The sequence below is a fragment of the Prevotellamassilia timonensis genome (genome assembly GCF_900106785.1).
Classification (GTDB): Bacteria; Bacteroidota; Bacteroidia; order Bacteroidales; family Bacteroidaceae; genus Alloprevotella; species Alloprevotella timonensis.
In genome coordinates this window covers 67,515-74,200 of the sequence record NZ_LT629842.1, presented here as the reverse complement: position 1 = coordinate 74,200, position 6,686 = coordinate 67,515, and the positions used below count along the sequence as shown (strand labels likewise).

The 6,686-nt window shown below is 40.5% G+C and carries 5 protein-coding genes; 2 read left to right on the top strand and 3 right to left on the bottom strand.

Features of this window, described 5'->3' with window-relative positions; genetic code table 11:
- Positions 1 to 12: 12 nt before the first annotated feature.
- Genes BQ5453_RS03260 through BQ5453_RS03250 form a run of 3 tightly spaced genes read right to left on the bottom strand, consistent with a single transcriptional unit; the run spans position 13 to position 2,647 of the window.
- The gene (locus BQ5453_RS03260) at positions 13 to 336 is read right to left on the bottom strand and encodes a DUF6712 family protein (protein WP_071122138.1); all 324 of its coding nucleotides are present in this window, start codon (positions 334 to 336) and stop codon (positions 13 to 15) included.
- 36 nt (positions 337 to 372) lie between these two features.
- Positions 373 to 1,677: a hypothetical protein gene (locus BQ5453_RS03255; protein ID WP_235860021.1), complete on the bottom strand. Its 1,305-nt coding sequence runs from the start codon at positions 1,675 to 1,677 to the stop codon at positions 373 to 375.
- 58 nt (positions 1,678 to 1,735) lie between these two features.
- Positions 1,736 to 2,647, bottom strand: coding sequence for an AraC family transcriptional regulator (locus BQ5453_RS03250; protein ID WP_071122137.1), 912 nt, complete (start codon positions 2,645 to 2,647; stop codon positions 1,736 to 1,738).
- Between the two features lie 123 nt (positions 2,648 to 2,770).
- On the opposite strand from BQ5453_RS03250, the gene BQ5453_RS03245 reads away from it, so the two are divergent.
- Positions 2,771 to 5,197 (top strand): glycosyltransferase, encoded by a 2,427-nt coding sequence (locus BQ5453_RS03245; RefSeq protein ID WP_083361114.1) that lies wholly within the window; start codon positions 2,771 to 2,773, stop codon positions 5,195 to 5,197.
- Positions 5,178 to 6,494 (top strand): radical SAM/SPASM domain-containing protein, encoded by a 1,317-nt coding sequence (locus BQ5453_RS03240; protein WP_071122135.1) that lies wholly within the window; start codon positions 5,178 to 5,180, stop codon positions 6,492 to 6,494. The genes BQ5453_RS03245 and BQ5453_RS03240 overlap by 20 nt, the downstream gene beginning before the upstream one ends.
- Positions 6,495 to 6,686: the final 192 nt, after the last annotated feature.

Here is a 6,686-nt window from a genome sequence, read left to right as displayed (position 1 = left end):
TCATACATATTTTTATTGCCATTCTGATTCATAGTGCAAAGGTACTACTTTTGGGCAATCATGTATCGTTTGGCAACTCAGTTTTTGGGTTAGCATCTGCACAGCCCTCCACAGGGTTTGTCGGGTGCGCCCATAATGCAACAACTTGTTGTTGGCATTGCGAGTGGGCAGTTTCGCAAGAACTGCCTCAGAGAGGAACGTGGTCGTAAGCCACGCTTCCGCCACCTCCAAGTGTGGTGCAATTTTATCAAAAAGCAAGGTCTCGCCTTGCACAGACTTCAGCACATTCGGCACGAATTGCAGAAGCACATTGTTATCGGGTATCAACAGAGACATAGTAGTTTTGAGGTTTTAGGTTATGGGGTTATAAAGTTACTCTTCTGTGCTTACCTGCTTTGCGTCCTTATTTTCATCGAGTGTCGTAAGCTGGATAAACGGACAGTCGGGATAAGCCCCGTCCCACCTGTTGAACCTTATAATCAGTCGGTGCACATTAAACAAAAGGTCGTGATACGGCTTTTGCAAGGCTTGTGCAATCGTATAAAGTTCGCGCTTGTCGCTGCCCGAATTGTTAGTTTGCGACTTACCCGGTACAGAACCCACAAGGTTTGAGTGCACACGCATGGTAAAGCACATCATATTCACTGCCTCGATAATATCTGTAGCCCAATCACCGCCCTCTTTGTCCGTTTCAATCTTGTTAATCACCACATCATGCTGTTCCTCCCCGTTGGGAGACACATAAAACTCCGAGAAAAGCACCTTGCCTGAATTCTCCATGCCCGTGAGGAAATTGATGATGTTGTCCTTTTCCTCGTTCACTCGCTCCTGTTGCTTCACGCGGTCGGTAATGCCCTCCGCCTTGAAGATATTGCTCCAAAACGATTTGGCAATCTCAATGTGGTACTTGATAGGCGCAGAGTTTTTCAGCTTAGCCTCCTTTGCCACCCCGATGAGTTGCTTGATGTTATACCACTTGCCCTTGAAGAGCGAGGCATAATAAGGAATGGGATAATACGTGCTGTCAGGCGTCGGCACACGGCTGACCACGGCAAACTTGCGTTTGCCCTTCTTCACCTGTGCTTGCAAGTCCGTCCAAGAACTTTGCGGGTTGAGCAATGGAATGACCTCCACCTGTTCCGCCCGCACCGAGTTACGCCAATTCGCGTACAACACCTGTGGTATCACGCCCTCCTTGTTTGCTGGCGCAAAGCGAACATAGCAAGCCTCCTTGCGCAGCACCCTCACCACCTTGTTGCCTTGTTCATTGAGAATAATCACGCTCACGGCAAAGCCGAAGTGTTTGAAATCCTGGCAAACACCGAGGAAATAACTCGCCATGTCGTTATCCAAGAAGAACTCCTCGACCTCGTCCACCACTTTCCGTTTGCACCATTCATCTGTCTGGTACACCAGCCCCGATCCATAGCACACCTCTGCATTGAACATTTGGCAAGTGCTCAGTGTCTCATCACTCTCAATCAGATTGATAATGTCATACGGCATCTGGTCGTCCGCTCCCCAAGGCATATAGCTCACCTTGTCACTCACGTGGCGCGGTGAAATCTCCTCCGCCTCCTTGAAAACTTCGCTGCTTTTGGTGGTGAACGCTGCTGCGGCATGATAGCCGGGCAGGTCGTTCACGCCTGTTATGTGTAAGTAGCTGAAATCGGTCATAGTCTTGTACTTTTTGGTGCAAAACTATGACCGAATGAGCGGTGGGGAAAAGACAAAATTATAAGGTCTCTTTAAACTGACTTGGTGTCATTCCTGTTTCTTTCTTGAAGAATTTTACAAAGTGTGGTGCATCGGCAAAACCTAATTCTTCAGAAATCTCTTTTATAATGATTTCGTTTTCTGCAAGCAGTTTTTTTGCTTTCAAGATTATTTCTTCATTTATGATTTTTTTAGGACTTAATCCCAAAATCTCTTTCGTTATAGCTAATAGTTTGCTTTCTGCTACCCCTATATCTCTAGAGTAAAATGCAGGCGAATGCGATTTTTTTAGATTAAATTCAATCGATTTTTTGAAGTCATATATTATTTTAATTTTGGGGAGTTCAAAATCCATGGAATCATTTTCCCAAGAGGCATGTTCCTTTAAAACCTTGAGTATAACAGATATTGTAGCTGCGGTACAATAATTTATATCATCCTTTTGATTTTCAAGTAACGATTTTAGAACTTCTATCCACCTCGTTAGTATTTCAGCGATGTTGTCATCAATAGTAGCAACTGGTGGCGTACCAATGTTGCAGAAGACATAATAACGAATCCAATCGGCTATTTTAAATGGTAGAAGATTGAGTAATTCCTCTGAAAAGGCTATTGCGATGTCTTCCTCATTCGTGCAAACTACTTTATGTAAGTCTCCTGGTGAAAATAATAATATTTGATTATCACTTATTGGAAAATCTTGAAAATTTATCGAATGAGTCCCCTGTCCTTTTTTTATCCATAAAATTAGATAAAAATTGTGGGTATGTAACTCAGAATCCAAATTCCCATTGTGTGGTATAACTTTCAAGTATGAACCTTCCTTATTACAATATTGAGGTATAACCCCATCTTTTGTATGCAATACTCTTTTATAAAAAACTGATTTCCGCATAAATCTTACTTCGTATTTTCCTTCAAAGGTAAGCATTTCTCTTGTATGTTTATGTTTTTTGTGTTGTAATTTATTTGAAAATGACAATAGAAGTATGAAAATAGACAATTTACCTATGATGGAAAGAATCTAATTTTGCACCATCAAAAACAATAAAACATGGTACCATCTCCGAAAATATCTGTATGCATTCCAATGTTTAATGCAGCCCTTTTTATCAAGGATTGCATAAACAGCGTCTTATCTCAGTCTATTCAAGATTTTGAGTTACTTGTTGTTGACGATGGCTCAACAGACAACAGTTGTGACATTGTCAAAAACATAAAAGACAATCGTGTGCGATTAATTCAGAACCAGCATGACTATGTAGGCTCCTTGAACTTGTTATTGGACGAGGCAAAAGGCGAGTACATAGCCAAAATGGATGCAGATGATGTTATGTGCGCAAATAGGCTGACTCTCCAATATGAATACATGGAAAATCATCCCGATGTAGATTTCATAGGAGGACGAATGGCTGTGTTTAAGCAATCTACAAAGGAACCATTATATGATCTCAATGTGAAAAGTGGTAGTCTTTGCATCTCAGATCTGTTGGATTATTGTTGTATTTGCCATCCTACAGTCATGTTCCGTACAGCAAGTATCAACGGTAAAGAAAAATTCCGTTATGACAAGCAAATGGAGTATGCAGAGGATTATGACCTTTGGATGAGGATGCTTGCGAGCGGTAAGAAATTTGTCAATCTTGATAAAGTGTTCACTTACTATCGTTTGCATGAGCAGCAAGTTACCACTTGTCATCACGAGGAACAAGCACAGAAAACCCAAATAATCCGTGCTTGGGCTTTGAAGAAGCAGATAGAACTGGAGAAAAAGGCTTTTCAAGAACCCGCATTTATTCCCGATACCACAAACAAACTGACTGTGGTGATGCCTTTTAAAAATGAGGGTGAGGAGGTTGCCAATACCGCCAAAAGTATTCGAGACACTGTTGGAATGTCTGTGGACATCATCGCAATTGATGATGACTGTGATGACGGATTTGATTATGCAGGTTCATTGCGTGAACTAAATGTAACATACGTACGCAACAGCTATAGGTTAGGTGCTTCCTTATCCAAGGAAAGAGGCGCTCAATTAGCTAAGACACCTTACTTTATATTGCTTGATGCTCATATGCGTTTTTACGATTCAGAGTGGGCAGAATACATCGTAAGAGAGTTAGATGCAAATCCGCACCGTCTATTATGTTGCAAGTCGATATGTTTGCAGAAGGATGAAGAAGGCAACGTATCCGTTCACCCCAAATCATACTCTCCGCAAGGAGCTTATCTGTCATTCTGTTCCAATAAATACGTTCCTGCTATTGATTGGAATGGATACACAGAATGTCTACCAACATGTGCTGTAAACCAAATACCATGTGTGTTAGGAGCAGGCTATATTACTTCAAAAAGTTACTGGAATAAGATACACGGATTGCAAGGACTCTTACATTATGGATGCGAAGAGGCATACATCAGCATAAAAGCATGGAAAGAAGGAGGCGGTTGCTATTTGTTGCCCAAGTTAACGATTGGACATATATATCGCAAGAAATTTCCTTATCCCGTTTACTCATTTCAATGCATCTACAATAATCTGATTATCAGCGAATTGTTGTTTCCAACATCAGAAAGATGCTTTGCCAAAGCGGTAGCTTGGAATCTTAGCAAGGATACATATTTCAAAGCAATGGAATATATGTCTTTGCATAAGAATGACCTTGACAAATTAGCACGGTGTTACAAGACTTTCAAAAAGAATGATTTTACATACATAAAGAATTTGAATGACATCTGCCGTAAGGTGGCACAAAAGACGATAAGAATCACTGACAAAGAAGCCGATAAAGCACGTATCTTTATCCTAAAGGAAACAGAAAAAATATCAAATGCAGGTCTGTTCTCAGGTATGGGGGGGATCCTTATAGCAGACTTACTTTATGTAGAAGCAGGTTACTCAGAATTTGAAAGTCTGGTATATGAAGTATGGGAAAGATTGAGCAAATCCATAAAAGCAAGTCATGATCTTACTTTTCAAAATGGATTGGCTGGCATTGGTTGGGCTTTGATATACGCAGCCTCACACAATCTAATTGAAGATAGTATCGAAGAAGAACTGAGCACAATTGACAAAAAGATAATGTGTATGAGCATAAAACGTAATCAAGATCATTCTTTCCTTGAGGGAGTGGGTGGAGTTTATTGCTATGTTGTAGCTCGTTTGGGATTCAACAAACGCAACAAGTCGACCAAAAAAACTTTTTCGCAAGAGTTCCTGCAAGAAATGGATGAACAGTCTCACTGTCTTTTAAAGGATTGTCAAGATTGGCGAACAATAAACTTTGTAAGCCAATATAAAGAGCGGCTATCTGATGATTGGGAAATACTCGCCCCTGAGTTTCCAGAAATAGTGGAACTTCCTGATTATATTCCCAATATTCAGAAGAATTGGGAACTGTCCTTATCAGGAGTAATCGGTTCCGTAATAAACAAAATGATAAATGAATACAATACACATAATGAAGAAAAGTCTTTATAATCACCTATCTTTCATTGATGAGAGTTGGGTACTCTACAATGCTTTTACTGATGAAGTAAGTGTACTTGCACCGGAAGTAAAGGAATTGTATGAAAAACATGACGTGGACGAAATTCGTAAGATTCACCCCGAATTTTACGACTATCTACAGGTGAAGCAGTTTCTTGTTCCCAAGAGCGAAAACGAGTCAAGCAAGTGTATCGCCCAATGGGATAAAGAAGACAATGATCCGAGTTCTTTCTCTCTTACCGTGAATCCAACCCTAGATTGCAATATGAGTTGCTGGTATTGTTACGAGAAGCATCAAGCCAATCGAACGATGAAAGAGGAAATATCGGAAAGAGTGTACAAGTTCATTGCCAACAAAATGGCAGATCCACTCCTGAAGAGTTTTGACTTGTCATTTTTCGGTGGAGAGCCACTCATTCAGTTCAAGCATATTGTAAAACCATTAGCAGAGTTTGCGCATCAGCAAGCAATCAGCAATGGCAAAAACTTTAAAGTAGGCTTCACAACCAATGGTTATTTGCTCTTCCCTAAGGTGTTGGACTTTTTGTCTTCCCTCAAAGTGCCTGTACATTTTCAAATAACATTGGACGGTAATGAACGTATGCATAATAAGACAAGGCATACAGCCAATGGTACAGGAAGTTACTTTAAGATTTTAGAGAATTGCAAGAATGCTCTGGCTAATCCCTTGTTCAATGTATCACTACGTTGTAATTATACAACAGAAAATGTAGCAACATTCATGGATCTGGCTGGTGACTTAGAAAAGACAGGCATAGCTCCTGCCAAGAATCTTCAAATCAATTTCCACAGAGTATGGCAAGACCATGGAAGTGATAAAGAAGTAGAGAACCATATAGATAAGGTTTACCAGACGCTTGTAGAAAGTGGCTATAACGCATCAGACATACATGCTCAAGAGAAGTATCGTTGCTATGCAGAACATAATAACCACATCGTCATTAACTATGACGGAAATCTCTTCCATTGCACGGCAAGAGACTTTACACCAGAAAAGTCAGAAGGAGCAATCAATGAAGAAGGCACATTACAACTTAACGAGAAATCTTTACTCCGTTCAAAACTGAAATGGGGCACAGAAGCTTGCATGAAATGTAGTATTTATCCATTGTGCAATGGCTTATGCAGCCAGCAAAAGGTAGAGCATAATGGTGCTACAGGTTGCATTGCAGGATATACACAAGAAAATAAGGTAGCAATAATCGACAAACGAGTACGCTACATTATTAACGAAGGCAAGAAATTGCCTAATATTAACCTCAAATAATAATTTACAATGAAGGTCAAGAGAAATCTTGTTCAGCTTGTCCAGTCGGATTATACTCCACTGCAGACAAGTGCCGAAGGTCTCCTAAGAGGAGGCTTCGGATCGATTGCTGTTGGTAAGGCAATCATTGGGGATATAAACGCAAACATTTGCAGAAATCCCAAGTGTACGAATGGTGAATGCACCAATCCT

Excerpts from the sequence above, each read along its gene's own strand:
- BQ5453_RS03260 (WP_071122138.1), bottom strand. The coding sequence starts at position 336 with ATGTCTCTGTTGATACCCGATAACAATGTGCTTCTGCAATTCGTGCCG.
- BQ5453_RS03255 (WP_235860021.1), bottom strand. The coding sequence starts at position 1,677 with ATGACCGATTTCAGCTACTTACACATAACAGGCGTGAACGACCTGCCC.
- BQ5453_RS03250 (WP_071122137.1), bottom strand. The coding sequence starts at position 2,647 with ATGCTTACCTTTGAAGGAAAATACGAAGTAAGATTTATGCGGAAATCA.
- BQ5453_RS03245 (WP_083361114.1), top strand. The coding sequence starts at position 2,771 with ATGGTACCATCTCCGAAAATATCTGTATGCATTCCAATGTTTAATGCA.
- BQ5453_RS03240 (WP_071122135.1), top strand. The coding sequence starts at position 5,178 with ATGAAGAAAAGTCTTTATAATCACCTATCTTTCATTGATGAGAGTTGG.